The sequence below is a fragment of the Wenyingzhuangia sp. IMCC45574 genome (assembly GCF_054182685.1).
Map to the genome: position 1 here is coordinate 1,548,240 of NZ_CM135169.1, position 24,543 is coordinate 1,572,782.

At 34.1% G+C, this 24,543-nt stretch carries 26 protein-coding genes and 5 tRNA genes; 8 read left to right on the forward strand and 23 right to left on the reverse strand.

The genetic code is table 11. The features are described 5' to 3' along the window. Nucleotides 1-31 precede the first annotated feature (31 nt). The 22 genes from rplL to ACXHHC_RS06585 form a co-directional block, all read right to left on the reverse strand. Nucleotides 32-409, reverse strand: coding sequence for a 50S ribosomal protein L7/L12 (rplL, locus tag ACXHHC_RS06480; RefSeq protein ID WP_458228821.1), 378 nt, complete (start codon nucleotides 407-409; stop codon nucleotides 32-34). 47 nt (nucleotides 410-456) lie between these two features. Next, the gene (gene rplJ, locus ACXHHC_RS06485; protein ID WP_458228822.1) at nucleotides 457-984 is read right to left on the reverse strand and encodes a 50S ribosomal protein L10; all 528 of its coding nucleotides are present in this window, start codon (nucleotides 982-984) and stop codon (nucleotides 457-459) included. Between the two features lie 22 nt (nucleotides 985-1,006). Then, nucleotides 1,007-1,696: a 50S ribosomal protein L1 gene (gene rplA, locus ACXHHC_RS06490; protein ID WP_458228823.1), complete on the reverse strand. Its 690-nt coding sequence runs from the start codon at nucleotides 1,694-1,696 to the stop codon at nucleotides 1,007-1,009. Nucleotides 1,697-1,711: 15 nt separating this feature from the next. Further along, a complete protein-coding gene (gene rplK, locus ACXHHC_RS06495) occupies nucleotides 1,712-2,152 on the reverse strand; it encodes a 50S ribosomal protein L11 (RefSeq protein ID WP_458228824.1) in 441 nt (146 codons plus the stop codon). 77 nt (nucleotides 2,153-2,229) lie between these two features. Further along, nucleotides 2,230-2,784 (reverse strand): transcription termination/antitermination protein NusG, encoded by a 555-nt coding sequence (gene nusG, locus ACXHHC_RS06500; protein ID WP_458228825.1) that lies wholly within the window; start codon nucleotides 2,782-2,784, stop codon nucleotides 2,230-2,232. 10 nt (nucleotides 2,785-2,794) lie between these two features. Beyond that, nucleotides 2,795-2,986, reverse strand: coding sequence for a preprotein translocase subunit SecE (gene secE / locus ACXHHC_RS06505; protein ID WP_458228826.1), 192 nt, complete (start codon nucleotides 2,984-2,986; stop codon nucleotides 2,795-2,797). Between the two features lie 123 nt (nucleotides 2,987-3,109). Then, nucleotides 3,110-3,182 (reverse strand) — tRNA-Trp (locus ACXHHC_RS06510). 55 nt (nucleotides 3,183-3,237) lie between these two features. Further along, nucleotides 3,238-4,422 carry an elongation factor Tu gene (gene tuf / locus ACXHHC_RS06515; RefSeq protein WP_458228827.1) on the reverse strand — a complete coding sequence of 395 codons (1,185 nt, stop codon included), beginning with the start codon at nucleotides 4,420-4,422 and terminating at the stop codon, nucleotides 3,238-3,240. A 75-nt stretch (nucleotides 4,423-4,497) separates the two neighbouring features. Then, a tRNA-Thr gene (locus ACXHHC_RS06520) sits at nucleotides 4,498-4,570 on the reverse strand. Nucleotides 4,571-4,644: 74 nt separating this feature from the next. After that, nucleotides 4,645-4,717, reverse strand: a tRNA-Gly gene (locus ACXHHC_RS06525). A 55-nt stretch (nucleotides 4,718-4,772) separates the two neighbouring features. Beyond that, nucleotides 4,773-4,854: transfer RNA gene (locus ACXHHC_RS06530), tRNA-Tyr, on the reverse strand. Nucleotides 4,855-4,889: 35 nt separating this feature from the next. Beyond that, a tRNA-Thr gene (locus ACXHHC_RS06535) sits at nucleotides 4,890-4,963 on the reverse strand. A 107-nt stretch (nucleotides 4,964-5,070) separates the two neighbouring features. Then, nucleotides 5,071-5,376: an HPF/RaiA family ribosome-associated protein gene (locus ACXHHC_RS06540; RefSeq protein ID WP_458228828.1), complete on the reverse strand. Its 306-nt coding sequence runs from the start codon at nucleotides 5,374-5,376 to the stop codon at nucleotides 5,071-5,073. Nucleotides 5,377-5,380: 4 nt separating this feature from the next. Next, entirely contained in the window at nucleotides 5,381-6,277 is an 897-nt protein-coding gene (locus tag ACXHHC_RS06545) for a tyrosine-type recombinase/integrase (RefSeq protein WP_458228829.1), read from the reverse strand. Nucleotides 6,278-6,355: 78 nt separating this feature from the next. After that, nucleotides 6,356-6,553 (reverse strand): 30S ribosomal protein S21, encoded by a 198-nt coding sequence (rpsU, locus tag ACXHHC_RS06550; RefSeq protein WP_458228830.1) that lies wholly within the window; start codon nucleotides 6,551-6,553, stop codon nucleotides 6,356-6,358. 93 nt (nucleotides 6,554-6,646) lie between these two features. Further along, a complete protein-coding gene (locus ACXHHC_RS06555) occupies nucleotides 6,647-7,789 on the reverse strand; it encodes an acyl-CoA dehydrogenase family protein (protein ID WP_458228831.1) in 1,143 nt (380 codons plus the stop codon). Between the two features lie 21 nt (nucleotides 7,790-7,810). Then, on the reverse strand, nucleotides 7,811-8,668 hold the full coding sequence (locus ACXHHC_RS06560; RefSeq protein ID WP_458228832.1) for a ComEA family DNA-binding protein: 858 nt from the start codon (nucleotides 8,666-8,668) through the stop codon (nucleotides 7,811-7,813). An 11-nt stretch (nucleotides 8,669-8,679) separates the two neighbouring features. After that, nucleotides 8,680-10,176 carry an alanine/glycine:cation symporter family protein gene (locus ACXHHC_RS06565; RefSeq protein WP_458228833.1) on the reverse strand — a complete coding sequence of 499 codons (1,497 nt, stop codon included), beginning with the start codon at nucleotides 10,174-10,176 and terminating at the stop codon, nucleotides 8,680-8,682. A gap of 33 nt (nucleotides 10,177-10,209) precedes the next feature. Next, a complete protein-coding gene (locus ACXHHC_RS06570) occupies nucleotides 10,210-11,118 on the reverse strand; it encodes a leucine-rich repeat domain-containing protein (protein WP_458228834.1) in 909 nt (302 codons plus the stop codon). Then, a complete protein-coding gene (locus tag ACXHHC_RS06575) occupies nucleotides 11,118-12,068 on the reverse strand; it encodes a hypothetical protein (RefSeq protein WP_458228835.1) in 951 nt (316 codons plus the stop codon). Before ACXHHC_RS06575 ends, ACXHHC_RS06570 begins: the two co-directional genes overlap by 1 nt. Next, a complete protein-coding gene (locus tag ACXHHC_RS06580) occupies nucleotides 12,061-13,053 on the reverse strand; it encodes a potassium channel family protein (RefSeq protein ID WP_458228836.1) in 993 nt (330 codons plus the stop codon). The genes ACXHHC_RS06575 and ACXHHC_RS06580 overlap by 8 nt, the downstream gene beginning before the upstream one ends. Nucleotides 13,054-13,060: 7 nt before the next feature. Further along, on the reverse strand, nucleotides 13,061-13,288 hold the full coding sequence (locus tag ACXHHC_RS06585; protein ID WP_458228837.1) for a PspC domain-containing protein: 228 nt from the start codon (nucleotides 13,286-13,288) through the stop codon (nucleotides 13,061-13,063). Between the two features lie 142 nt (nucleotides 13,289-13,430). On the opposite strand from ACXHHC_RS06585, the gene ACXHHC_RS06590 reads away from it, so the two are divergent. The 8 genes from ACXHHC_RS06590 to ACXHHC_RS06625 all read left to right on the forward strand — a co-directional run bounded on the left by ACXHHC_RS06590 (nucleotide 13,431) and on the right by ACXHHC_RS06625 (nucleotide 23,357). Further along, entirely contained in the window at nucleotides 13,431-15,536 is a 2,106-nt protein-coding gene (locus ACXHHC_RS06590) for a helix-hairpin-helix domain-containing protein (RefSeq protein ID WP_458228838.1), read from the forward strand. Nucleotides 15,537-15,728: 192 nt separating this feature from the next. Beyond that, nucleotides 15,729-16,418 carry an SIR2 family NAD-dependent protein deacylase gene (locus tag ACXHHC_RS06595; protein ID WP_458228839.1) on the forward strand — a complete coding sequence of 230 codons (690 nt, stop codon included), beginning with the start codon at nucleotides 15,729-15,731 and terminating at the stop codon, nucleotides 16,416-16,418. 75 nt (nucleotides 16,419-16,493) lie between these two features. Next, the gene (locus ACXHHC_RS06600) at nucleotides 16,494-17,315 is read left to right on the forward strand and encodes a DUF1853 family protein (RefSeq protein WP_458228840.1); all 822 of its coding nucleotides are present in this window, start codon (nucleotides 16,494-16,496) and stop codon (nucleotides 17,313-17,315) included. A 218-nt stretch (nucleotides 17,316-17,533) separates the two neighbouring features. Continuing rightward, a complete protein-coding gene (locus ACXHHC_RS06605) occupies nucleotides 17,534-18,583 on the forward strand; it encodes a leucine-rich repeat protein (protein ID WP_458228841.1) in 1,050 nt (349 codons plus the stop codon). A gap of 125 nt (nucleotides 18,584-18,708) precedes the next feature. After that, the gene (locus ACXHHC_RS06610) at nucleotides 18,709-19,641 is read left to right on the forward strand and encodes a leucine-rich repeat domain-containing protein (RefSeq protein WP_458228842.1); all 933 of its coding nucleotides are present in this window, start codon (nucleotides 18,709-18,711) and stop codon (nucleotides 19,639-19,641) included. A 422-nt stretch (nucleotides 19,642-20,063) separates the two neighbouring features. Next, nucleotides 20,064-20,981: a helix-turn-helix domain-containing protein gene (locus ACXHHC_RS06615; RefSeq protein WP_458228843.1), complete on the forward strand. Its 918-nt coding sequence runs from the start codon at nucleotides 20,064-20,066 to the stop codon at nucleotides 20,979-20,981. A gap of 217 nt (nucleotides 20,982-21,198) precedes the next feature. After that, a complete protein-coding gene (gene rlmF / locus ACXHHC_RS06620) occupies nucleotides 21,199-22,044 on the forward strand; it encodes a 23S rRNA (adenine(1618)-N(6))-methyltransferase RlmF (RefSeq protein ID WP_458228844.1) in 846 nt (281 codons plus the stop codon). A gap of 116 nt (nucleotides 22,045-22,160) precedes the next feature. After that, nucleotides 22,161-23,357, forward strand: coding sequence for an IS256 family transposase (locus ACXHHC_RS06625; RefSeq protein ID WP_458226684.1), 1,197 nt, complete (start codon nucleotides 22,161-22,163; stop codon nucleotides 23,355-23,357). A gap of 122 nt (nucleotides 23,358-23,479) precedes the next feature. On the opposite strand, the gene ACXHHC_RS06630 is transcribed toward ACXHHC_RS06625, so the two are convergent. Beyond that, nucleotides 23,480-24,478, reverse strand: coding sequence for an FRG domain-containing protein (locus ACXHHC_RS06630; protein ID WP_458228845.1), 999 nt, complete (start codon nucleotides 24,476-24,478; stop codon nucleotides 23,480-23,482). Nucleotides 24,479-24,543: the final 65 nt, after the last annotated feature.

Genomic DNA, 24,543 nt, shown 5'->3' on the forward strand with positions numbered 1-24,543 from the left:
CCTAAACCTATAAGGTTTTAAGTAGTTAAAATTACTTTAACTCTACTTTTGCACCTACTTCTTCTAAAGAAGCTTTGATTCCTTCTGCTTCGTCTTTAGCGATTCCTTCTTTGATGTTAGATGGAGTTCCGTCAACTAATTCTTTAGCTTCTTTTAACCCTAATCCTGTTAATTCTTTAACAGCTTTAACAACTTTTAATTTAGAAGCACCAGCCTCAACTAAAACTACGTCGAATTCAGTTTTCTCTTCTGCAGCTTCTCCAGCTCCAGCAGCACCTCCTCCAGCAACAGCAACAGCTGCAGCAGCAGGCTCAATTCCGTACTCGTCTTTTAATATAGTTGCTAATTCGTTAACTTCTTTTACAGTTAAGTTTACTAATTGTTCTGCGAATTCTTTTAATTCTGCCATTTTCGTTCTTTTTAAAGTTTTTATATTAATTTATTTGTGCGCAATGCTTACTCTGGACGCTCAGACAAAGTCTTAACAATACCAGATAATTTGTTACCTCCTGATTGTAACGCTGAAATAACGTTCTTAGCAGGCGATTGTAATAACGTAATGATGTCTCCAATAACCTCGTCTTTAGACTTGATACTTACAAGTGCTTCTAACTGATCATTTCCTACATATACTGCTTCTTGAACGTAAGCTCCTTTTAAAATAGGCTTCTCGTTCTTTGAAGTTTTACGAAATTCTTTAATTAATTTTGCTGGTGCATTTCCAACTTCTGAATACATAACAGAAGTGTTACCTTTTAAGATTGTTGGTAAGTCACCAAAGTCTTTGTCAGACTTCTCCATTGCTTTTTCTAGCAATGTATTTTTCACTACAGATAATTGGATATCTGCTTTAAAACAAGCTCTTCTTAAGTTAGAAGTAGTAGCCGCATCTAAACCTGAAATATCAGCGATGTAGATTACTCCGTTATTCTCTAATTGGCTTGTTAAATCTTCAATTACTTGAAATTTTTCTTCTCTTGTCATTGTCTTTAAGTTTTAACAGCAATTAAAGCGATTTAGTATCTAACTGAACTGAAGGAGACTGAGTACTAGAAATAAATGCACTCTTAATGTATGTTCCTTTAGCCGCAGTTGGCTTTAACTTAATGATTGTTTGAATTAATTCGTTAGCGTTTTCAGTTAATTTCTCAGCATCGAAAGAAACTTTACCTATAGCAGCATGTACAATACCTGTCTTGTCTACTTTAAAGTCAATCTTTCCAGCTTTTACTTCTGAAACAGCTTTCTTCACATCCATAGTAACCGTACCAGTCTTAGGGTTTGGCATTAAACCTCTTGGTCCTAAGATACGTCCTAACGGTCCTAATTTACCCATTACTGCAGGCATAGTAATAATAACATCAACATCCGTCCATCCAGACTTAATTTTTGCTAAATATTCATCTAATCCTACGTAATCAGCTCCAGCTTCTTTAGCTTCCGCTTCTTTATCCGGAGTTACTAATGCTAATACTTTTACATCTTTTCCTGTTCCGTGAGGTAATGTTACAACTCCACGTACCATTTGATTTGCTTTTCTAGGATCTACTCCTAAACGTAAAGCTAAATCTACAGATGCATCAAAATTAGCCGAAGTAATTTCTTTTACTAATGAAGAAGCCTCGCTTAATGAATAAACTTTAGAACTGTCAACCTTAGCTTGAGCTTCTTTTTGCTTTTTTGTTAATTTTGCCATGTCGTAATTTGTTTATTAATTAGGAGCGTCTCCTCCACTTACTGTTATACCCATAGATCTTGCAGTACCTGCAACCATCTTCATTGCTGACTCAACTGTAAATGCATTTAAGTCAGGCATTTTGTCTTCTGCGATTGCCTTAACCTGATCCCAGCTAATGTTAGCTACTTTCTTACGGTTAGGCTCTCCTGATCCTCCTTTTAATTTTGCAGCTTCTAAAATTTGAACTGCAGCTGGTGGAGTTTTAACTACAAACTCGAAAGACTTATCACTGTATACTGTAATAGCAACTGGTAATACTTTTCCTTGTTTGTCTTGAGTTCTAGCATTAAACTGCTTACAGAACTCCATAATGTTAACTCCGGCAGCACCTAAAGCAGGACCTACTGGTGGTGAAGGATTTGCTTGTCCTCCTTTTACCTGTAATTTTACAATCTTACTTACTTCTTTTGCCATTTTAATATAATTAAATTCGAGCCTTGCACGTTATGTTGGAAGCTAGTGCAAAACCAAAATGTAACATTCGTATTTATTTATGATATTTTATCTACTTGCATATAGTTTAATTCCAATGGTGTTTTTCTACCAAAGATCTTAACCATAACTTCAAGTTTTCTCTTCTCTTCGTGAATCACTTCAATAATTCCATCGAATCCATTGAATGGTCCATCTATTACTTTTACCGTTTCTCCAACTGTGTAAGGAATAGCAACATTGTTATCAACTTCAACAGTCAATTCATCAACCTTACCTAACATTCTATTAATCTCACTTTGTCTCATTGGTACAGGATCTCCTCCTTTAGTTTCACCTAAAAACCCAATAACACCAGTAACGGCTTTAATAACGTGAGGTACTTCCCCTGTTAAATTAGCTTGTACCATTATATAACCTGGAAAATAAACTCTCTCACGAGTAGATTTTTTACCGTTACGTACTTGCACGACTTTCTCTGTAGGAACCAACACTTGCTCTACATAGTCAGACAAGCCAAATCTTTCTACATCTTGTTCAATGTAAGATTTCACCTTATTTTCTTGACCACCTATAGCCCTTACAACATACCATTTCTTAACAGAATCAGCCATATCTACTCTCTTAGTTTAAAATATTAAAAAATCCTTCCAATGCCTTTTGAAAACCTTGATCTACAGCAAAAACAACTACTGCAAAAATAATTGTAAAAATTGCTACTACTACTGTAGATTTCTGAGCTTCTTCTTTAGACACCCAAGTCATTTCATCTTTTAATTCTGAAAATGACGACTTTACGTATTCTATAATATTCATCCTATTTTTCTTAAAAAGTGGTGCAAAGATATAAAATTATTCAACACGTAAATAATTTTATATCTTTTTTATTTTTTCCGTTAAAAAAAGGAACTATATAAAATATAATTCCTTTTTGCTTTGCACGGGCGGAGAGACTCGAACTCCCGACACCTGGTTTTGGAGACCAGTGCTCTACCAACTGAGCTACGCCCGTAAATAAGGAGCTTAAAACTTAATGTCTTAAGCTCCTTTTATATATTATCTTATTACTATAAGATTTCAGTTACCTGACCAGCACCTACTGTTCTACCTCCTTCACGGATAGCGAAACGTAAACCTACGTTCATTGCAATTGGTGAGTGTAAATCAACAGTAATTGTTAAGTTATCTCCTGGCATTACCATTTCAACTCCATCAGGTAAGTTAATAGTACCTGTTACGTCAGTTGTACGTACGTAGAACTGTGGACGGTAGTTGTTGTGGAATGGAGTGTGACGTCCACCTTCTTCTTTCTTTAAGATATAAACCTCAGCTTTGAATTTATCGTGTGGAGTTACTGAACCTGGCTTACAGATTACCATACCTCTTTTGATATCAGACTTTTCAATACCTCTTAATAAGATACCTACGTTATCTCCAGCTTCACCTCTATCTAAGATCTTACGGAACATCTCAACTCCAGTAATAGTAGAAGTTAATTTTTCAGCTCCCATACCAATGATATCAACAGCCTCACCTGTTAATGCAACTCCAGTTTCGATACGTCCTGTAGCAACAGTACCACGACCTGTAATAGAGAATACATCTTCAATTGGCATTAAGAAATCTTTATCTACTTCTCTTACCGGCTCTTCAATCCAGCTATCAACAGCTGCCATTAATTCAACGATAGTTTCAACCCATTTTGGCTCATCATTCAATCCACCTAAAGCAGATCCTTGAACTACAGGAGTGTTATCACCATCATAGTCGTAGAAAGATAATAAATCTCTTACCTCCATATCAACTAATTCTAATAACTCTTCATCATCTACCATATCAACTTTGTTTAAGAAAACAACGATACGTGGAATACCTACCTGACGTCCTAATAAGATGTGCTCACGAGTTTGTGGCATTGGTCCATCAGTTGCAGCTACTACTAAGATAGCACCATCCATTTGTGCAGCTCCAGTTACCATGTTCTTAACGTAATCGGCGTGACCTGGACAGTCAACGTGAGCATAGTGACGATTTTCAGTCTCATACTCTACGTGAGAAGTGTTAATAGTAATACCTCTTTCTTTTTCCTCTGGTGCGTTATCGATAGTATCGAAATCTCTTACTTCAGCTCCAGTGATTTTAGCTAATACAGTTGTAATAGCAGCTGTTAACGTAGTTTTACCGTGGTCAACGTGTCCGATTGTACCGATGTTTAAGTGCGGTTTCGAACGGTCAAAAGTTTCCTTTGCCATGATTCTTAATTTTTATTCTTAGTTATATATATTTAGTGTTTACTCTTAAACCCTTTTGTTATTCTTGCCCTTTAGAGCCAATGACGGGATTTGAACCCGTGACCTCATCCCTACCAAGGATGCGCTCTACCAACTGAGCTACACCGGCAATTGATATATTAGATATTTGAAATCCGAAGTTTCAATACAACTTTCTAATATCTTATATCCGATATAACTTTGAGCGAGAGACCGGGTTCGAACCGGCGACATTCAGCTTGGAAGGCTGACGCTCTACCAACTGAGCTACTCTCGCAATTTACTGATTTATTTCAATCAGAAGGAACTTAACTTTATTTTTAAGTCCTTAGTGGTGAGAGAAGGATTCGAACCTTCGAAGACATAGTCAGCGGATTTACAGTCCGCCCTCGTTGGCCACTTGAGTATCTCACCAATCCATAATTTAAAAGAACGCTTCTTTTACATTGAGCCGATAATAGGACTCGAACCTACGACCTGCTGATTACAAATCAGCTGCTCTAGCCAGCTGAGCTATATCGGCTTTTATTAATTAACAGGCTAAAAAAATGCAGCCCGCTATCTTAACGGACTGCAAATTTAGAAAGTTTTATATATCCTCCAAAAAAATATTGAAGAAATTATTTTTTTTTAATGCTGAAGCTCTCTTTCTTTCTCTTTTATCTTCATAACTTGCCTTTTCATCGCTTCTGTACACAGGCTTATTCCCTCTTCGAACGTCTTTGCCTCTTTTTTCACCATTAAATCATGTAGAGGAACATTTAACTTCAATTCTGTGACCTTGTTCTCCTTTTCACTCGTCTGTTTCACTTTTAAGAAAACCTCGGCATCCACAATTTTGTCGTGGAACTTTTCCAAAGCCTCAACTTTCTTCTTTACAAAATTTACTAAATCTTTGTCTGCTGTGAAATTGACTGATTGTACGTATACTTTCATATCATTACTTTTTTTTTGCACTTCTAGGGTGTGCTTGGTTATACACTTGTTTTAACTTTTCTAAGCTATTATGTGTGTAAACTTGGGTAGCGGCTAAATTGGAATGCCCTAGTAATTCCTTTACAGAATTTAAATCCGCTCCATTGTTTACCAAATCCGTTGCGTAAGAATGTCTTAGAACGTGCGGACTCTTTTTCTGCTTAGTGGAGACCTTACTAAAATAGGAATTAATAACTCGATACACAAGTGATGGATACAATTTAGCACCTCTATTTGTAATAAAAAGATTCTTTACCGTATTGTTAATTTTAGACCGCTCGTTTAAGTAAACCTCTAATTCTTGGCAAATTTCACGGTAAATGGGTATTATACGCTCTTTGTTTCTCTTACCTAAAACTTTTAGTGTTTTAGACTTTAAATCAACATCTTGAACTTCCAAACCTATTAATTCTGCTTGTCGCATACCTGTTGCATACAACAAGTGGATCATCATTTTGTTTCTTACTTTTTCAAAATCAGAATAATCGTCATCTTCTACTAAAAACGCTTCTTCAATTTCTTTTTCAGAAAAAGGAATCATCGCTTTTTTTTCTGTCTTTAGACTTTTTTGCTGAGCAACAGGGTTTATTTTTACCTGTTCTATCTTTAATAAAAAGTTATAAAATGATTTTAAAGAAGTAATTTTTCGGTTGATAGACCTATTACTGATTTGATCTTTATTTAAAGAAACCACCCAAGCCCTAACAAACATGTAATCAACCTCTTGCGGATGCTTAACTTGATACTCTTTCTCTACAAATAGGAAGAAATTTTCTATATCTTTTTTATAAGCTACTACCGTATGTTTAGAATAATTTCTCTCTAACAACAAATAATCAATAAATTTAGATAAGAGTTCCATACGTTTTTAATGAAGTAATATGAAGGTACAAAAAAACCCTGAAGTAAATTCAGGGTTTTTAATTTGTTGCTTAATGAATTAAGCTTGCTCTTCGTTTGTTCTTAATCTCTGAACATAAGCTGCTTTGATTCTTTGCTTACGATTAACAACAGATGGTTTATTAAACTGCTGACGTTCACGCAAAGTTCTCATTGTCTTTGTACGATCAAATTTTCTTTTGAAACGTTTTAAAGCTCTATCAATGTTTTCTCCGTCTTTTACTGGAATGATTAACATACTATAGCACCTCCCTTCATGTCGTAATATATTTTTAGTGTTTTTGATTCTAATTTTCGGACTGCAAAGATAGATTAAATTTCCTTACAGGAACTAATCTTTTAAAATATTTCTAGAAATTACAACTTTTTGAATTTCAGTAGTCCCCTCTCCAATGGTACACAACTTACTATCTCTATAGAATTTCTCTACTGGAAAATCTTTGGTATACCCATAACCTCCATGTATTTGTACTGCTTCATTAGCTACTTTTACACAAGTTTCAGAAGCATACATTTTAGCCATTGCTCCAATAGTTGTCATTTTTTCTCCTAACTCTTTCTTGGCTGCAGCTTTATGTGTTAACAGTTCCGAAGCTTCAATTTCTGTAGCCATATCTGCCAACTTAAACGACACTCCCTGGAATGCTGATATTGGTTTTCCAAACTGTACCCTTTCTTTGGAGTATTTTAAAGCAGCTTCATACGCTCCTTTAGCAATCCCTATAGACAGAGCTGCAATAGAAATTCTACCTCCATCTAGCACCTTCATAGACTGTATAAATCCTTCTCCAACCTTTCCAAGTACATTCTCTTTAGGAACTCTACAATTATCAAAAACCAATTCTGCGGTTTCCGATGCTCTCATCCCTAATTTATCTTCTTTTTTACCTGAGCTAAACCCTGGTGTACCTTTTTCAATTGCAAAAGCAGTCATACCATGAGAATCTCCTTTTTCTCCTGTACGAGCAATTACCACGGCAATATCTCCACTAATAGCATGTGTAATAAAGTTTTTAGCTCCATTTAACACATAATGATCACCGTCCAAAATAGCTGTAGTACTCATTCCTCCTGCATCAGACCCTGTATTATGCTCTGTTAAACCCCAAGCACCAATCCACTCACCTGTAGCTAACTTAGGCAGCCATCTTTGCTTTTGTTCATCGTTTGCAAACTGTAAAATATGTCCTGTACATAATGAATTGTGTGCAGCAACAGATAAACCTATAGAAGGGTCTACTTTAGAAATCTCTTCTATTACGGTAATGTATTCATGATAAGATAACCCAGATCCTCCATATGCTTCTGGAACTAAAATCCCCATAAATCCCATTTCTCCTAATTGCTTGAACAAAGCAACAGGAAACTCTTGAGATTCATCCCACTTGTAGATATTTGGAGTGATGTTTATTTTTGCAAAATCTCTAATGGATTCTGCAATCATTTTTTGGGTTTCGTTCTGTTCGAAATTCATTCGAAAAAGGTTTTAGTTGTTCTAATGAGCGTGCAAATATAAACTTATTAAGTCATATTTATCAACAGGAAAATTGCTAATTATCTTTAGCTCGGCTAAGTTCTGAATTTCTCCTACTTTAGAACGATACATCACTATTGATTTTGCTTGTTTATAATTTATATAAACTACCTTTTTCAGCTCGTTAATACTGGCTAAATTCACATCTATCTTTTCTATTTCTGGCTTAGACAATACTTTAAACGCTGCTTTTAAATTTAACAACACATCTGGTGGAATTCCCCACACCTCATCTAATTGTCTATCAACACTAAACCCCTTTAACAGTTCTCTGTATTTTAAAATTCTATTGGCTCTTTTTTCCGCAATTCCGTTTACCTGTATCAACTGTGCTAACGTAGCCGTATTAATATCTTTTACAACGCTCTTTTTCTTAACAGCTTTGGTATTTGCTAACTGTCTTGAGTTTTTTTGAGTCCATGCTGGAAATTTAAAATAAGGAAGCAATACGCGTAATAAAGAATCTGATACATGCGTAACTTTTTGAAACTCTTTGGCAGAATTCACATACTTTTCCTGCTTTCTATATACCAACAATCGGTCTATCTCTTCTACGGACATCCCCAATTGATAAGCGCTATAGTCTGACAAATAATTAGGATTAAACGCTTTTATTTTTTTAGGTTGATTAGCAACAGCCTCTAGACTATCTAACTTTGCTTGCAATTCTAAAGAGACCGCATCTAAAAGATCTGTATCATCCTCTTTAAAATTCCCATAAAAAATAAAAGCCTGTAAAGTAAAGACCAATACTATCAAAACAAAAATCCCATTTCGCTGACTCTTGGAGTATTTGAAATGGGATTTATTTATTTTCATGTTTTTTCTAGCTATTTGTACTTCTTTATTTCTCCCGAATCGACTCGTTTGAAATAATCTATAGAGTCTAATTTAACTTCTTTTACCAAGAAATACAAACCAAACACATTTGGAAGTGCCATTCCAAGAATCATCATATCAGAAAAATCCATTACAGCCCCTAAAGAAGAGGAAGATCCTACTACTACAAATAACAAGAATAAAATCTTGTAAACAATCTCTGCTGTTTTTTCTTTCATAAAACTCTTACACAAAAAAGTAAAAGCTTTAACCCCGTAGTAAGACCAAGAAATCATTGTAGAAAAAGCAAACAATACAATGGCTACTAGCAACACATATCTAAACCATGGAAATACACTAGAAAAAGCCGCTGATGTTAATTCAGCCCCTGTTAAACCTCCATTGTCCGATGCAAAACCTGTAAATATTAACACCAAAGCAGTCATGGTACAAATTACAATAGTATCTATAAAAGGTCCTAACATAGCCACTACTCCCTCGGTAATAGGTTCGTCGGTTTTTACTGCTGCATGTGCAATTGTTGCAGATCCAACACCTGCTTCGTTAGAAAACGCTGCTCTTTGTACACCTACTACTAACACTCCTATCAATCCTCCCTTTATTCCGGCACCGGTAAAAGCTCCTGCTAAAATTTGAGAAAATGCATTTCCTATTTCAGCAATGTTTACACCAATAATAATTAAACAAGCTAACAAGTACACAGCTACCATTAAAGGAACTATTTTGTCTGTAACTTTAGCAATAGATTTAATACCTCCAATAATAACCAATCCAACAAAAGCTGCAATTATAATTCCGTACACGGCACCATATCCTTCTAACGCTGGGAATACATTGCTTAATTGAGCATATGACTGGTTAGACTGAAACATGTTTCCACCTCCAAAAGATCCTCCCACACAAAGAATGGCAAAAATAACCGCTAGTATTTTTCCTAATGTACCTTTTCCTTGCTTCTCTAATCCTTTCCATAAATAATACATGGGTCCACCAGAAACCTCTCCTTTTTCGTTTATTTCACGATACTTTACTCCCAACGTACAGCCTACATACTTGGCAGACATTCCAAAGAAACCTGCTAAAATCATCCAAAAAGTAGCTCCTGCCCCTCCTAACACAATAGCAACAGCAACCCCAGCAATATTTCCTAAACCTACGGTACCAGACAACGCTGTTACCAACGCCTGAAAGTGAGAAACTTCTCCTTTCTTATTTGGATTATCGTAATCTCCTTTTATTAAATGGATGGCATGTTTTGCTTTTCTAAGGTTTACAAAACCAAGATATACTGTAAAGAACACAGAACCTACAACCAGCCACAATACAATCATTGGCATTTCAAAACCAATAAAACTAAAAGGCTTCCAAAAAAAGAAATCACTCAACACTTTAACAATTGGCTCAAATACATTGTTGATTTTTTCTTCTACACTTGCAAAAGTCAACAAAGGACTTAGCATTAACAATAAACTCAGTTTAGATTTCATATTTATATTCAGTATTATTTTTCATTAAAAACATTAGATAGACAACAGAAAAAAAGATTTAAAATTCTTACGTATCCATTCCTTTTCCTGTTTGGGCAACGGGTTACCGTCTAACACAATTCCTTTTATATTAAAGCGATTGCTTTTATATTCCTTAGAAAGATTGCTTATTCTATTATTATTTATATGCAACAATATAAGCGTTCTCATTTTATAAAACACTTTAGGATACTCTGTCACCCTATTATTTCCCAAATGTAACACTCTTAAACTTCTCATTTTCTGCATTTCCTCAGGAAATTCGGTCAAATAGTTATGATCTAAAAAAAGCCTCTTAAGATTTGATAGTTCTCCTATTTGTCTTGGCAATACTTTTAGTTCATTCGCATCTAACCAAAGTAATTGCAGCTTTTCTAAACCCGATAGCACCGTAAAGTTTTCTCCGCTATGGATTCTGTTGTAGGACAAATTTAAATCTTCTATAGATGTTAATTGTGATAAACTTTTAGGCAAACTCTTTATATTGTTATTTGACAGGTTTAAATAACTAAGATTCAACAAACTTAGCTCCTTAAAAGTTTTTTCTAAATTTAAATTCGGATTGCTCGCAAGCGATAGTTGTTCTAAGTTAGAAAACCTTTGTACATTTTGAGGTAAGAAACTCAAATCTAAACTATCTAACATTAACACCCTTAGTTTTGTTGGATTAGGAATAGCACCAAGAAACTCCTCTACTTCTACTTGGGTAGCATCTTTTATTTGGAGCATTCTGAGTTCTTTTAAAACAGCTTCCTCTGGTAAAACTTGCCCACCTTTAAAAACCACTCTAGTAGTATTATCTGTTAAGGCTTTAACAGTATCCGTTTTACCATAAAAAGTATCAAACGTCTTACAAGACGTAGCACAAAGGGCAAATAGTAATATGTATAAATACCTTAACATTATTGTACCTTTAAGAAAGCGTTTGATTCTAATTCATAATAGAGCTTATTCTTGGCTTTTACATTCCATGGGTATCTTGGATTTAAACCAAAACCATCGTGCAACCAATTCTGAATATACGCTCCTATCTTTTGACTGTTTACACCAACACTTAACTTATTAGAAAGTAAGTTTTTCTGATACAATCCTGAAACGTACCAATTCCCATAAAAACTCTTATCCCCTTGTGGTTTTACAAACCATACATTTTTTCTTCCATCATCAGAATTAATAGGATTTCTAGGACTTTTTAAATAATCTGGCTCGGGTGTAAAAATGGTAAAACTAGTTCCTAACTGGAACAGCTCATTACGATTCATCATTTTAGAAAAACCAACATGTAAAGATCCAGTCTCTGCAAAATCGGATCCTTGACCGTAAAATAATTTTCCGATTTTAAAATCATTTAAAAAATTAATATGGAAACTATAAGCTCCTTCTGCAACTCTAACAATCAACTTCCCTCTTCTTGGCTGATACTGTTTTAGCTCTTTGGGTAAAATTTCTTTCTCGAAACCAAAACCAAAACCTTTAAAACTTGATTTCTCTGAAGTATCTAACAAAAAAGCAGTATTCTGATTTGATACAGTACTTCCCAACAGATTTAAATTCTTACCATATCCAATAAGTGTAAAAAACTCATACCTAAGTCCAAAACCAGACACTTTTACATTGTGTCGCTTAACAGCTTTGTACCCCATTAAAGAAAAACCATGCTCTGTGCTTATATTGTTGTAATTTAAGGCTCCAAAAGCATACAACCCTGTATGTAAGCTTTGGTTTTGATTTCCAAGTACCAACTGTGTTTTTAATAAAATTCCACCGTTTGCTTTTAGGGGTTGAGCTTGTATTTTATTCCACACAAAACTCAACAACAGCACAAAACAAACCTTGTAGAATTTACTACTCATACACTTCTTTAAATTTCTCTATCTGTTCTGGGCTTCCCAACACAATTAACTTACAGGTAGGTTCTAAAATTAAATCAGAATCTGGATTTACAATATACTTATCCTCGGCTGTAATAAAACCTATTACCGTACAACCTGAATTTCTACGCACATCTAAATCTCTGATAGATTTCATCATGTATTCTTTGGGTAATTCTTCAACAGCAATTTCTTCTAAATTGGCATTTCTTTCTCCCTCTAAGCCTAGCATATCAACAAACTTTACTAAATCTGGAGTTACCAACAAAGAAGCCATATGCTCTCCTCCTAACCTGTCTGGCATAATTACATGATCTGCACCTGCAATTTTCATTTTCTCTACAGACTGATAGCTACTAGCTCTACTTACAATATTAATTTTAGGGTTTAGCTGTCTAGAAGACAAAACAATATATACATTATTTGCATCAGAAGAAGAAGCCGCAATTAAACTGCTGGCTTTATCTATTCCTGCATTTTTTAACACTTCGTCACTGGTTGCATCTCCTTTTAGCAAGGTCATGTTAGCACCATCAATCGCTTCTAATCTAGATTCGTCTTTTTCTATAATTACGCAAGACTTATTAAATTTCTTCAATTTTGCGTAGGCCTGTTTCCCATTTCTACCAAAACCACAAATAATTGTATGTCCTTCCATCTTAGAGATTTTTTTTAATTTCTTTTTAGCTCTATAAGCCTGCATTAACATATTGTTAGAGAAAAACTCCGAAACCACTGTTACCAAATAACCATAGGCTACAATACTAATCAAGAGCAAGAAAATTGTAAATAACTTTCCTCCGTCATCTAATGGCTGTACTTCGCCAAAACCAACCGTGGTTACGGTAATAATACTCATAAAAAAAGCATCTAACACCGAATAGTTAAATGCAAACGTAAAGCCTAGTGTTCCTATTAAAAGAACAATTGCAAACAATGATAAGCCTTTGTATATTTTTCTAAGCATATAGTGTTTATAAATCAAAAACAGAGGTTCTTTTAGTGCGAATCATATCTTTTAACTTTAATAAAAAGGCCAAGGTCAAATAGATACCTGTAGTTGCCCCAAGCGTTACAAACGAAATATAGATAAAAAACAACCTAACATTTACCGCTCTTATCCCCATCCTGTCTGCCAATCTAGACGAGACATCGAAACCATGCCTTTCAAAAAAATATTGTATTTGATCTATCAAACGCATCTATATAGTTTTATTAATGGCAAGATACTAAAATGACTTTACTTTTACCGAACCCACAGCTGCTAAAAACAACGAGAAAAATTGCAAATAAAAGTCCTTAAAAACTATATTTACAAACCTTAAAAATCAGTTTTAATTGAATATGAACAATTCTCAGCAAGTTGCAAAACTTACCCATATAAATCAGAAACAAGTAAATACTGTTCTAACACTTTTAAACGATGGAGCTACCATCCCTTTTATCGCTAGATATAGAAAAGATCAAACCGGAGGATTAGAAGACCACGAGGTGTTCTTAATACAGAAACAAAACGATTTGGTAAACGAGTTGATTAAAAGAAAGGCTCATATTCTAGATACTTTAGCAGCGCAACAAGTGAGCGATGAAAAATTAGTCTCTAAAATTGAAAACTCTTGGGACAAAAAAGAACTAGAAGACTTGTTCTTACCCTACAAAACCAAAAGAAAAACCAAAGCAAGTGTAGCACGTGAAAATGGTCTAGAGGGCTTGGCAAAGATTATCATGTCTCAGAACAATTACGGAATTAACGCAGGTAGATTTGTAAAAGGAGCTGTTAAAACAGAAGAAGAAGCCATTCAGGGTGCATTGGATATTGTAAACGAATGGATTGTTGAACACACTTACAGTAGAAATCAATTAAGACGATTGTTCCAAAGAGAGGGAATGTTGTTTAGTAAACTTAAAAAAGGAAAAGACGAGGAAGCTAAAACGTACAAAACCTATTTTGAGTTTGAACAAAAAGCTACTAAAGTTCCATCGCACAGAGTATTGGCCATTTTAAGAGCTACCGAAGAAGGATTGTTAAGCTCTGGTATTTCTGTAGACAAGACAACCGCCATTGCACAACTAGAAAGAAACTTTGTAAAGGGAAATAGCGAATCTGCCAATTTGATAAAACAAGCCATTCAGACCGCTTACAGTAAAAGTTTAAAAACGGCTTTAGAAAAAGAACTCATCAAAGAAATTAAACAAAAGGCCGATGTTGATGCAGTAGCTGTATTTTCCAAAAATTTAGAACAATTATTACTAGCTTCTCCTATTGGTAAAAAAAGAACCTTAGCCATAGATCCTGGTTTTAGAACCGGTTGTAAAGTAGTTTGCTTAAATGCACAAGGTGATTTGTTAGAAGAAACCGTTGTATACCCTCATCCGCCTCAGCAACAAACACATAAAACCATAGATACATTAACTCGTTTGGTAAACAAACACCAAATAGAAGCCATTGCCATTGGAAACGGAACTGCGGGTAGAGAAACAGAAAGCTTGGTAAAATCCATCCGTTTTGAAAACGAAATAGCCATGTACTTGGTAAACGAAGATGGAGCATCTATTTACTCGGCTTCTGAAATTGGAAGAGAAGAATTCCCAGATTACGACATTACGGTCCGTGGAGCAGTGAGCATTGGTCGTAGATTAATGGATCCTTTGGCAGAACTCGTAAAGATTGATCCAAAATCTATGGGAGTGGGACAATATCAGCACGATGTAGACCAAAGCTTATTAAAAACAGAACTAGACCATATTGTAGAAAAATGCGTAAACAAAATTGGAGTTCAACTAAACACTGCTAGCAAATATCTTTTGCAATATATTGCTGGTATCGGTCCTGGGTTGGCTCAGAATATTGTAGATTATAGAAAAGAGAATGGGAAGTTTACCAACATCAATCAACTAAAAAAAGTACCACGTTTAGGAAACAAAGCTTTTGAACAATGTGCAGGTTTTTTAAGAATACAAGGGGAACAGCCTTTAGACAATACAGGGGTACACCCAGAACAGTACAAAGAAACGGAGTTAATAGCAAAACAATTAAAAATCTCTGTAAAAGAGATGATTGGCAACCAAAGTATTTTGTCTTTGTCCAACGATACTTCTTTACAAGAAAAGTTAGGAACGCTCACTTTAACTGATTTGTTAAACGAATTGGCCAAACCAAACCAAGATCCTCGTAACCAAGACGATCAATTGAGTTTTGATAAAAACATTACAAGCATTGAGCATTTACACGAAGGCATGGTTTTAAAAGGGCAAGTAACCAACATTACCAACTTTGGTGCCTTTGTCGATTTGGGAATTAAAGAAAATGGGTTGATTCATATTTCGCAAATAAGCGATACCTTTATATCATCACCTAATGATGTATTGCATTTGAACCAGGTAGTAAGGGTAAAGATTTTACAATTGGATTTGAATAATAAAAGAATTGGGTTGACGATGAAGTTTTAGAATACAGGGGTTAAAAATTTAGAATACAGAAGTTAGAATGTAGAAAATTATGTGACAGGTTTTATTAGGCACTTATTACAAAATTTAGCTTATCTGCTAACTCCTAAATTCTGTATTCTAGATTCTAGTCCCCTTACTTCTTTTCTTCTTGTTTGCATTAGTCATAACTATTACCTTTAAAGAAAAACTCCCATGAAAAACTTAGTCATACTAACTGGAGCAGGAATTAGTGCTGAAAGTGGAATTAAAACTTTTAGAGATCATAACGGGTTGTGGGAAAACCACGATGTAATGGATGTTGCCTCTATTGATGGTTGGTATAGAAACCCTGAATTGGTTTTAGAATTTTACAATCAACGAAGAGCGCAAGCGGCAACTGTTTTTCCTAATGATGCACATAGCTACTTAGCTTCGTTACAAGACACTTACAACATATCTATTGTAACTCAGAATGTAGACGATTTACACGAACGTGCAGGAAGCAAAAAAGTAGTACACTTACATGGAAAATTGTCCGAAGTAAAAAGTTATGACAACCCTGCTTATGTAAAAGACATTGGAGGAGCTGCCATTCAGCTAGGTGATTTGTGCCCTGATGGGCATCAGCTAAGACCTAACATTGTTTGGTTTGGAGAAGAAGTTCCCATGTTGGAGACTGCAGCAGAGATTTGTGAAACTGCCGATATCTTTGTGATTATAGGAACCAGCTTACAGGTATACCCTACTGCAGGATTAATTTACAATGTTCCGCAACATGCTGAAGTGTTTATTATTGACCCTAAAGTTGATGAGATTACTGTTCCTAGTAATTATACATGTATTAAGGAGTCTGCAGTGAATGGGGTTAAGATTTTGGATAGTTATTTACATAAAATTAAATGATTGAAAGATTCAATGATTAAACAATTCTCATAACCTTGAAACTTTATAAACTTTCAACTTTATAACCCTATACATTTGACCTCTAACGAAAAAATAACATATCAATACCAAGGATTTAAAAACCAACCCAACTTATGGTTGGACAATTCTTTTTTTGACTATCCCCAAATAGACATTCCTTTTTGTGAAACACTGGATCTTTCTGATATAGACAGTACCAAACACCATAGGCTGGGAAAATTAGTAGAAATTTTCTATCAGAAAAACATAGAAAGTTTGCCCAACTATACCCCACTAGCAAACAACTTACAAATCCAAATAGACAAACACCAAACCATAGGTGAATTGGATTTTATATGCAATACCCCAACGGGGATTCAGCACATAGAACTGACTTGTAAATTCTATCTATACAAAACAGATATTCCCTATGAAATAGACCGTTGGGTAGGCCCTAACTTAAGAGATTCCTTTGTTAAAAAGCTAACTAAATTAAAAGAAAAACAATTCCCAAAGCTATATCATACAGCTACTCAAAAATTATTAGCTGACTTAAACATCCCTTTTGACAACATTCAACAATCTGTGCATTTTAAAGCACAACTGTATGTTCCTTTAAGTTTGATGAACCATCCATTTCCACACATTAATAATGACTGTATTAAAGGCTATTATATTAGCCATAAAGAAATAGATTACTTATTTCCTTTAGCCTTGTATCATGTACCTAAAAAACAAGACTGGCTCATTGATCCCAAACACAATGACGAGTGGATGACGTTTGTAGATGCCAAGCCACTTATTTTGGAACAAATTGCTGTAAAGCACAGTCCTCTAGTTTGGATAAAACGAGACGGAAAGTTTGAACGTTTTTTTGTGACTTTCTGGGGAGCTTAGCCTCTCTTTTATTTTGCCTTTTCTGATACTCAAATCTTATTTATGTTGGGTTTATTCTGTTTACAAGAATTTCAACTTCTCTCCTCTACTAATGTTACCTAAACATTAAATTACACTCCACCTGTAATTAGTATACAAACACCAGTAATTAGTATAACTCACAAACAAAACAGACCGCTAAGTTTGTAAGCATCTATTCATTTAAAATTTTAACAAATATGAAAAAGAAATTACTTATTACACTTGCGTTTTTTTTAGGCTTTAATTCATTATTATCTGCTCAAACTACTTTTACCGTTGACGATATAAAGTATGAAATTACTTCTTCTACAGCTCCATTAACTGTGAAAACTATAGATTACACAGGTAGTGCAACTGCTGTTACCATACCTGAAACCATAACGTATGATAGTAATGGACGAGAGTATACTGTAAATGAAATAGGGTATTTCTCTTTTTCTAACAAGAATCTAACATCTGTTACGATACCTAATTCTGTAACTACTATTGAAGGTCGTGCTTTCCAAATGAATAACCTAACCTCAGTAACTATTCCTAGCTCTGTAACGTCAATAGAAGGTTATGCTTTTTTTAACAATGACCTAACATCAATAGCTCTTCCTAATTCTTTAACTACTATTGGGGCTACTGCTTTCGGCGGTAATGACCTAACATCAATAGCTCTTCCTAATTCTTTAACTACTATTGGACATTATGCTTTCCAATCAAACAAAATAACTAGTATAACTATTCCTAACTCTGTAACATCCATAGGATGGGCGACCTTTGCACAGAACCAACTTACTTCAGTAACAATCTCTAGTTCTGTAACATCAATTGAAGGCAATGCTTTCAATTATAACCCCTCCCTAAACACTGTTATATCTAAGAGTAAGACCCCTGCAACTATAAGTAGCAATGTTTTTCCTACATTTAGTAATATTGACTTAACAATACCCACTGGAACTCTATCCGCTTATACTAGTGCTGGTTGGACCGGATTTAAATCTATAACAGAAGACGGAACGTTATCTCACAAAGAAATTGAACTAAACAAAGACATTAGCATAGCTATTACCAGCGATAAAATTTCAGTTACCAATTTAACCAATGTAGTCACAGGAGAGATTATCATTTACAATGCCGTTGGAAAAGAAGTGAAAAGTAACAAAGCTGGAAACATAGATATTTCTTCTTTAAGTGCTGGGTTGTATGTACTACAACTTAAAACCAACAAAGGAGTGTTTAGTAAAAAGTTCGCGAAGTAGTAGACAATATATAGACAGGCAACCAACTATCAGGATGTAAATATTCTGGTAGTTGGTTGTTTACGCACTTCACATAGCTAGCCATTAAAAATTCAACAACTATTACATCATAAATTTTTAACAACATGAACCAAAAACTACTTATCACTTTTACATTTATTTTAACCCTTAATTCACTTCTATTTTCTCAGAATTTTACCGATAATGGTATAAAATATAACATTACATCCCCTATAACTCCCTTAACTGTGGAAGTTAGTGGAGGTTCAGTGGCTAATATTGTTATACCAAATAGTGTAACGCATATGGGGCAAAATTATACCGTAACAGCAATAGGAAATGATGCTTTTTATTACATTGGAGGAATGGGAGAAGAAGAAACTACGGTATCAATAGAATCAGTAACAATACCTAACACAGTAACGTCAATTGGACATGGTGCTTTCTTTGGGAATTCTCTTACTACATTAAACCTCCCTAATTCGGTAATTTCAATTGGAAACAGTGCTTTTACTGAAAATGGTCTTACTACAGTAGCTATTCCAAACTCTGTAACCAATATAGGAGGTTACGCTTTTGGTAACAATCAACTAACTACATTAACCCTTCCTAAATCTGTAACTTCCATTGGGATTTATGCATTTGCTATTAACCCTTTAACATCCATTGTGTCGGAAAGTAAAAATCCTGACATTATAACAAACAAAGATGTGTTTTCTAACTTTAATACTATTGACTTGACTATCCCTACTGGTACTTCAGCAGCTTATAGTGCTGCTGGCTGGATAGGTTTTAAATCTACTACAGAGGACCCTACACTATCTAGCAAAGAAATTGTATTAGACAAAGACATTTCTATAGCTATTACTAGCTATAAAATTTCGGTTAGCAATTTAACCAATGTAATTACAGAAGAGATTATTATTTACAATGCCGTAGGAAAAAATGTAAAAAGTAAGAAAGGTGAGCATATAGATATTTATTCTTTAAGTGCTGGGTTGTATGTACTACAACTTAAAACCAACAAAGGAGTGTTTAGTAAAAAGTTTGCGAAGTAGTAATGTTAATTAAATATTAAATCACACACTACCAGTAATTAGTATACAAAAAACAGTAATTCGTCTAATTCACAGACAAAATACCACTGTATGTTTGTGGTGTGATAGTATTCAATCAATCTATTACAGCATTCCTAAATTATATAACTACCAGAGCCGTGTTAGGGGTAGCACTATCTGGTAGTTTTTTTGTTAAAATCAGTAAAAAGTATAAAACTATCAGTAATTAGAGTAATTTCTTAGTACCTGCTTACTCTTACATTTGTAGGTGTATTCAATTTAAATACATTTTTTAGGTTATACAATAACTCGTTACTATTGTACGCTTATTTACTACCAGACTGTTGCTTTGGGGATTGCACTTTCTGGTAGTTTTTCTATATTTAGATTAAAAAATTGTACTATCATAAAATCTTAAAATCATGTCTACCATATTTAAAATAGACTCTATTAAACAGTTATTTACTTTCTTTAACCTACCAGAAAAACACCCTTTGGTTGGAACTATTGATTTTTCTAAAGTCAAAGGTGTAAACTTTGCTGAGGGAAAATATGTCAACACTTTTTATTGCATTGTATTAAAAGAATATGACTGTGGTTCTTTTGAATATGGTAAATCTACTTATGATTATTCCCAAGCACCTTTAACTTTTATGGCTCCAAATCAAACGATATCTATTAATAATAACGGAGAAGAAAGTAACGAAGCAGGTGGTATTGGGCTTTTCTTTCACCCTGATTTATTAAACGGAACTGATTTAGCAGATAAAATAAGTAAATACCGCTTTTTTAGTTACGACACTAATGAGGCATTACACCTGTCGGATTACGAAAGACAAATAATTAAAGACATTTTAGAAAAGATAGATTATGAAGTAAACGAAGGCATGGATCAACACAGTCAAATGCTGATAGCTTCTAACATAGAGTTATTACTTAATTATTCGGTTCGTTTTTACGATAGACAATTCAACACCCGTAAAAAGGTAAACCAACACATTCTTTCTAAGTTTGAAACCATGTCTACTGAATACTTTAGTTCAGAGAGCGTTAAAAAACAAGGAATCCCTTCTGTAAAATTCTTTGCTGAGAACCTAAACCTTTCTCCAAATTACTTTAGCGATTTATTAAAAAAAGAAACAGGTAAGAGCGCACAAGACCATATTCACGAATTCTTAATCACAGAAGCTAAAAAGAGATTAAGTACCACTGAAAGCTCAGTAACAGAAATCGCCTACATGCTTGGGTTTGAATACCCACAATATTTTAGTAAAATATTTAAGAAGAAAACGGGAATGACACCTAATCAGTTTAGAAAAGAGAATTCTGTGCAATTGTAATAGATTAAACCCTCAACCTGTTCTCGATACGCTACGCACTCGAACTGACAACACCTTTTACTATATGTCTCTTCGAGTTTTTTTTCTGAAGAAGTGAAGAAAAAAGTATCGAGAAGTATTTTAGAAGTAAAATCCTACAAATAGTTCTCGATACTCTTTTTCGTTCCTCAAAAGAACTCGAACTGACATTCGTATCTTTGCATTAAATTCATTCTACATGCACCCAAACAATCCTTTTCAGAAAGACTACAATTTTAATGAACTTACCCAAGTAAATTCAGCTTTAAAAAAGCATGTTTTTGTAAACGAATACGGTAACAAAACCATTCCTTTTTCGGATAAAAATGCTGTAAGAGAACTGAATAAAAGTTTATTAAAGCATCATTACAAGCTGGGTTTTTGGAATATTCCAGAACAAAACCTATGCCCTCCCATTCCGGGACGTTTGGATTATTTATTACATGTTGCTGATTTACTAGAACAAAAAAAAGACATTCACTTACTGGATATTGGAACAGGTGCTAATTTGATTTACCCTATACTAGGAACTTGTCATTTTAATTGGAAGTGCACCGCCAGTGAAGTGGATAAAACCTCTTTCTCTAATGCTGAGAAGATTATTCAGAACAACGAGGCCTTAAACACAGTTAACGTACGTTTTCAACAATACAAAAGCAACATATTACAGCACATTATTCAGCCCAACGACTTTTTTGATGTGGTGGTTTGCAACCCTCCTTTTTTTAAAAACTCTTTTGATGCTGCACAAAAAAACAAACGCAAAAACGAGAATTTAAAATTGAATGAAAAGGAAAATTTAAACTTTGGAGGAAAATCTAACGAATTATGGTACAAAGGAGGTGAAGAAGCTTTTGTAAAGAAAATGGCAGAAGAAAGTGCATTGTTTAAAACTCAGGTAAACTGGTTTACTTCTTTGGTTTCTCAGAAAGAAAATTTAAAAAACATTAAAAGAGCTATTAACAAAACCAAACCTACAGAAGTTAAAATTGTAGACATGCAACAGGGGAATAAGCAAAGTAGGTTTGTGGCTTGGAGGTTTTAAAGACAACATCATTAAAATAAAGATGGGCACTAAACCATAAAGTGTGTAAGTTCTAAAAACAGGGTTTGAAGATGTTCAAACCCTGTTTTTTTGTTTAATTATTAATTTTACACTTTATGAAACCAGAAGACTTATTAAACGACGACTTTTTAAAGCAATTCAAAACGGGCGATGAATTGAGTAATTTTTTAGCCAAGATTCAAAAAAGAGGAATTGAAAAAATGTTAGAGGGAGAATTAGATGCTCACCTAGACTATGACAAACACCAAACTTCTCTAAGTGATAATACACGTAACGGCTACTCCAAAAAGAAAATCAAAACTAGTTTAGGGGAATCTGAAATCACAGTTCCAAGAGATAGAGACGGTAGTTTTAACCCTATGATTGTAAAGAAGAGACAAAATACTTTAGATGGTGTAGAAAACATCATTATTAGCCTCTATGCCAAAGGGATGTCCGTATCTGATATTGAACAACAAGTCTTAGAGCTTTATGATTTCAATATCTCTAGTTCTGCTATATCTCGAATTACAGATAAAATCAACTCAGATATCGTTGCTTGGAAAAACAGACCTTTAGACCCTTGCTATTTGATTGTTTGGATGGATGGAATTGTATTTAAAGTTCGAGAAAACTCAAAAATCATCAACAAGACCATCTATATAGCTGTGGGATTGAAAACCAATGGTAAAAAAGAAGTACTAGGTTTATGGTTAGGTAAGAATGAATCTTCCGCTTTTTGGATGACGGTTTTAACTGATATCAAAGCTAGAGGAACTCAGGATATTTTAATCACAGCTACGGACAATCTAAATGGATTTACAGATACTATAAAGACCGTATTCCCTGAATCGGTAACTCAAATATGTGTGGTACACCAAATTAGAAACTCTTGTAAATATGTGGTCTGGAAAGATAGAAAAGTGTTTTCTAAAGATATGAAAGAAATCTATACAGCTCCTACTAAAGAGGCAGCCAAAGCTGCTTTAGAAGACTTTAAGCAGAAGTGGAACTCTAAGTACTCCTATGCTATTAAAAGTTGGGAAAACAACTGGGATGAACTAACTGTGTTCTTTGACTTCCCTGTAGAGATTAGAACTATTATTTACACTACTAATCTTATTGAAAACTTAAATGGAAAAATTAGAAAGTATACCAAAAATAAACTCTCATACCCAACCGATGATGCAGTAATTAAATCCGTGTTTTTAGCTTTAAGAGAATCAACTAAAAAATGGACGATGCCTATCAGAAATTGGGGAGTAATACTAAACCAGTTTTTAGCTATATTTGAAAATAGGATCCAGCTATAAGTAGCTAAACCCTATTTTTAGAACTTACACAAATTAAGGGACAGTGTCTAAAGATGATAGCTTTTCAATGTACCACTATTAGTTTTTATTTAATTAATGAAAACATCATCACACTCTTTGATTTATTTTTTTATTCTTTCAACTTCTTTTTTTACTCCATCTAAATCTGGCTGAATTGTAATCCAATTAATATTTAACAACTCAAGCCTTTTCACAATTTGCCAAGCTACTTTATGAGATAAAGTAAATAAACTTGGTCTTCCTATTTTCTCTTTAATTAACTTCCCATTATCAGAACTCTTCTTAGAATCAAATAAATATTTATCGAGTGATTTTATTCTACCTTCCTCATCAAAAAGATCCCCATCATTTGATCTACCTTTAAAATAATTAATAAACAATCCTTGTTGTGCTACCATATTATGATTCTGAAACCCTTCAATAAATATTTTTTGTAAATAAAAATCTTCTTGACATACTTCAATCAATCTCTCAGGGATTGCCCAAACCCCTATTTTCATGTCTCCCTCTTTATTTACATGTTTTATCTTCTCCGAAGCAAAAAAGATAGCCTTATTCGGGTTAAAAGTAAAATCCAACAATCTCGTATGAACTCCATAATGTTGAGCTAAAGCTAATTCTTTTAACTGTTCAGGTTTTGGAAAATCTTCTATTAAATCAAATGCTTGTGAAACATCATCAATCAAAGGTGAACTTATTAACTTAAAAGACTCATCTTCGATCTTATAACCCAAACTATTTATCCCCCTAATGAAAGTTATAAAATCAGTTAACTCGGGCAAAACATGACCGTTTCCTGATTTTAGTATATTTAGTCTATTAATTTCTTTATCAGAATTTAAGTTCCTAAATACAGTAGGAATTAACTCCCATTTTGAATCTTGATGCCCTCTGAATATATATTTTGAACCTGAATTATATAATTCTGAAAATGGATCATTAAAGCAATCGAAAAAAGATTCACAGTCTTCTCCAAAATCATAAATCCAGTGAGTGATTCCATCTATTGGTTCTATACCTTTAATTGTTTTCCCAAAAGGATTTATTTCAAGTTCATAGTTGACCCTAATTTTTATAGGCAGATTTTTTAGTTCTCTCATTTTTTTTCATTTAACACAACTTTTTAAATATACAAAAACCCTCCTTTTCCAAATGGAAAAAGAGG

Excerpts from the sequence above, each read along its gene's own strand:
- rplL (WP_458228821.1), bottom strand. The coding sequence starts at position 409 with ATGGCAGAATTAAAAGAATTCGCAGAACAATTAGTAAACTTAACTGTA.
- rplJ (WP_458228822.1), bottom strand. The coding sequence starts at position 984 with ATGACAAGAGAAGAAAAATTTCAAGTAATTGAAGATTTAACAAGCCAA.
- rplA (WP_458228823.1), bottom strand. The coding sequence starts at position 1,696 with ATGGCAAAATTAACAAAAAAGCAAAAAGAAGCTCAAGCTAAGGTTGAC.
- rplK (WP_458228824.1), bottom strand. The coding sequence starts at position 2,152 with ATGGCAAAAGAAGTAAGTAAGATTGTAAAATTACAGGTAAAAGGAGGA.
- nusG (WP_458228825.1), bottom strand. The coding sequence starts at position 2,784 with ATGGCTGATTCTGTTAAGAAATGGTATGTTGTAAGGGCTATAGGTGGT.
- secE (WP_458228826.1), bottom strand. The coding sequence starts at position 2,986 with ATGAATATTATAGAATACGTAAAGTCGTCATTTTCAGAATTAAAAGAT.
- tuf (WP_458228827.1), bottom strand. The coding sequence starts at position 4,422 with ATGGCAAAGGAAACTTTTGACCGTTCGAAACCGCACTTAAACATCGGT.
- ACXHHC_RS06540 (WP_458228828.1), bottom strand. The coding sequence starts at position 5,376 with ATGAAAGTATACGTACAATCAGTCAATTTCACAGCAGACAAAGATTTA.
- ACXHHC_RS06545 (WP_458228829.1), bottom strand. The coding sequence starts at position 6,277 with ATGGAACTCTTATCTAAATTTATTGATTATTTGTTGTTAGAGAGAAAT.
- rpsU (WP_458228830.1), bottom strand. The coding sequence starts at position 6,553 with ATGTTAATCATTCCAGTAAAAGACGGAGAAAACATTGATAGAGCTTTA.
- ACXHHC_RS06555 (WP_458228831.1), bottom strand. The coding sequence starts at position 7,789 with ATGAATTTCGAACAGAACGAAACCCAAAAAATGATTGCAGAATCCATT.
- ACXHHC_RS06560 (WP_458228832.1), bottom strand. The coding sequence starts at position 8,668 with ATGAAAATAAATAAATCCCATTTCAAATACTCCAAGAGTCAGCGAAAT.
- ACXHHC_RS06565 (WP_458228833.1), bottom strand. The coding sequence starts at position 10,176 with ATGAAATCTAAACTGAGTTTATTGTTAATGCTAAGTCCTTTGTTGACT.
- ACXHHC_RS06570 (WP_458228834.1), bottom strand. The coding sequence starts at position 11,118 with ATGTTAAGGTATTTATACATATTACTATTTGCCCTTTGTGCTACGTCT.
- ACXHHC_RS06575 (WP_458228835.1), bottom strand. The coding sequence starts at position 12,068 with ATGAGTAGTAAATTCTACAAGGTTTGTTTTGTGCTGTTGTTGAGTTTT.
- ACXHHC_RS06580 (WP_458228836.1), bottom strand. The coding sequence starts at position 13,053 with ATGCTTAGAAAAATATACAAAGGCTTATCATTGTTTGCAATTGTTCTT.
- ACXHHC_RS06585 (WP_458228837.1), bottom strand. The coding sequence starts at position 13,288 with ATGCGTTTGATAGATCAAATACAATATTTTTTTGAAAGGCATGGTTTC.
- ACXHHC_RS06590 (WP_458228838.1), top strand. The coding sequence starts at position 13,431 with ATGAACAATTCTCAGCAAGTTGCAAAACTTACCCATATAAATCAGAAA.
- ACXHHC_RS06595 (WP_458228839.1), top strand. The coding sequence starts at position 15,729 with ATGAAAAACTTAGTCATACTAACTGGAGCAGGAATTAGTGCTGAAAGT.
- ACXHHC_RS06605 (WP_458228841.1), top strand. The coding sequence starts at position 17,534 with ATGAAAAAGAAATTACTTATTACACTTGCGTTTTTTTTAGGCTTTAAT.
- ACXHHC_RS06610 (WP_458228842.1), top strand. The coding sequence starts at position 18,709 with ATGAACCAAAAACTACTTATCACTTTTACATTTATTTTAACCCTTAAT.
- ACXHHC_RS06615 (WP_458228843.1), top strand. The coding sequence starts at position 20,064 with ATGTCTACCATATTTAAAATAGACTCTATTAAACAGTTATTTACTTTC.
- rlmF (WP_458228844.1), top strand. The coding sequence starts at position 21,199 with ATGCACCCAAACAATCCTTTTCAGAAAGACTACAATTTTAATGAACTT.
- ACXHHC_RS06625 (WP_458226684.1), top strand. The coding sequence starts at position 22,161 with ATGAAACCAGAAGACTTATTAAACGACGACTTTTTAAAGCAATTCAAA.
- ACXHHC_RS06630 (WP_458228845.1), bottom strand. The coding sequence starts at position 24,478 with ATGAGAGAACTAAAAAATCTGCCTATAAAAATTAGGGTCAACTATGAA.